Annotated in this window: 2 protein-coding genes; both read right to left on the bottom strand. The window is 42.8% G+C overall.

The annotated features are described in order from the left end of the window. Positions 1 to 62: 62 nt before the first annotated feature. Positions 63 to 1,130 carry a lipase secretion chaperone gene (locus A3762_RS14520; protein ID WP_068756258.1) on the bottom strand — a complete coding sequence of 356 codons (1,068 nt, stop codon included), beginning with the start codon at positions 1,128 to 1,130 and terminating at the stop codon, positions 63 to 65. A gap of 26 nt (positions 1,131 to 1,156) precedes the next feature. Further along, entirely contained in the window at positions 1,157 to 2,002 is an 846-nt protein-coding gene (locus A3762_RS14515) for a helix-turn-helix domain-containing protein (RefSeq protein ID WP_068756256.1), read from the bottom strand. Positions 2,003 to 2,067: the final 65 nt, after the last annotated feature.

Here is a 2,067-nt window from a genome sequence, read left to right as displayed (position 1 = left end):
GATCAGATTAATGTGCAACTATTTGGCTGGAATGCCTAAGAAAATTAAACAGAATAAACGGCTCAGATTTCTCTATCGGCCATTTTATCTAAGGTCGCTAAGCGCTTGCGCTCATTCACATCAAACATAGATGCTTGCAAGGCCTGAATTTCTAATTGCTTATCAGAATCTGACAAACCATTGGTATTCAACACTAATTCCCTTTTTTGCCGATACTCAGCAAAACGTGCATCCCAAGCAGATTGCTTTTGATCTGCTTCAGCAAATCGTTGAACAGTTTTCTCGTCATATACTCTACGACGCAGTTCATGGAGCTCTTGTGCTGTAGCTCCGGCTTCCTTAACAGCTTGTATTCTTTTCCTGTCACGATCGAGCTGCTTTAGATTCTGTTCTTGCTCGGGCAAGAGGCCTTCAAGATCAACCAAACTTCCTGACCCAACGCTATCCTCTCTCGCATCTCGTTTACGCTGTAGTACCGCGGCAGTGTATGCGTCTAGCGCATCTTCTTCAGCAAAAAACGCCTCGTAAACATCTGCGCTTAAGCTATTCATTCGTGCATCACGACGGTATTCAAATAGGGTTAAGTAGTCATGTCCAGACGGGGCAACAAGATTGTTGCCAGCGACAATCCCCTTTAAATCAATTAGAGCCTCTTTATACAAAATATACTCAGCCAAAACACCAATCGCCTGAGAGCGTGCTGGCTCTTCGAGGTGTCTAGTAAAATACTCTTCGATGCGCCCGATAATAGTTTCGATTGGCTCTTCACCAAGCGCTGCTAAAAAGTAATCGATCATAGATTTTAAAGAAGGCGTGACGACTAAGTCTCCGTAATCCGTCAGCGCAAAATAACCGGGTATGCTTGTGCCACGTAAGGAATTTGCTAAAGGTCCGTAAGCTGACGAATATGTGTCGCCCTGCTCATTCGGATAAATTTCATGGATTTCTGTAGATTCATTCAAGGGAGTTTGAATATTATTGCACTTCTCAGCGAGATACGCATTAGAGTTTGGCGTATCTTCAAGCTGAGATCCAAGATCCGAAGACTGCTTGTCTGACATAAGGAATGTCGCACCAAGTAGCACTCCTACACTCGCGAAACCAGCACTCATCGCTAGCCTTTTTTTCATGTCCAAATGACCTTTAGCGACTCAAATTAATCAATTAGTGTTTCGTTTAATTCGAATTTGGGCGAAGCACTTCGTTCTTGGTCAGGCAATATAACGTGAAGCTGCTTTGTTTGACCAAAAATCTGCGACGGATTCATTCCTAACATCGACCGAAAACTTTTGTTGAAGTGAGAAGAATCAGTAAAGCCCGCTTCAGCCGCAGCATCGGTCAATGTCATCCCTGCCCCTACATTTTCCGTGGTCTTATACAAAAGGCACCAAAGTTTATAGCGCCTAATGGGTATGCCCGTCTGCTTTTTAAAAAGTTCCATCAACCTCGATTGAGATAAGTTTGCAACATTAGCGAGATCAGAGAGGGATAGGTTTTCACTTATAGTTGACTGAATATGTTTGATAACATTCTTAATTCGTTTATCAAGCCAATAATTATGCTCAACACCAATAATTTCGTTGGTTCGCAAAATGAGCGATAGGGAATGAAGAATTTCCTGAGAATCAAAGGGCGCGGAACTCAACTCTAGAAAACGATTGATATAAGTATCTTCGCTCTCAGCGTCATAAAACGCGGTACCTTCGTTAGCATTCATCAAACTAGAAAGTAATCGATAGTCTTTTCCCAATGGATCTAAACTGCAATTTGCAAAAAGCTCACCCTGCGTATCGATAATGACTGGCATACCCGCTAGAAGAAGCAAGGTTCTGCACTCGATTGGCTGAGTCGTCTCACTGGTAATAAACCGAATGGGTTTATGCAAACCAAACATCAGTGTCCCAGAGCCAGTAGAGATATCTAGCGGATCAGTAAGTAGACCGATAAAGAGAGTACGTTGTTCCCACAAATAAAGTAGCGGACTTGCGCTCGTCGATTCCATGCCAAAGTTCTTCCTTCATTTTGCTTATTTTTATAGGATCGCAAACAGCACCGACCAATATAGAG

The sequence above is a fragment of the Oleiphilus sp. HI0125 genome, from assembly GCF_001635355.1.
Note: the sequence above shows the minus strand (reverse complement) of the source record. Positions and strands in the feature narration are given on the sequence as shown.

Coding starts and splice junctions, on each gene's coding strand:
- A3762_RS14520 (WP_068756258.1), bottom strand. CDS start 1,130: ATGAAAAAAAGGCTAGCGATGAGTGCTGGTTTCGCGAGTGTAGGAGTG.
- A3762_RS14515 (WP_068756256.1), bottom strand. CDS start 2,002: ATGGAATCGACGAGCGCAAGTCCGCTACTTTATTTGTGGGAACAACGT.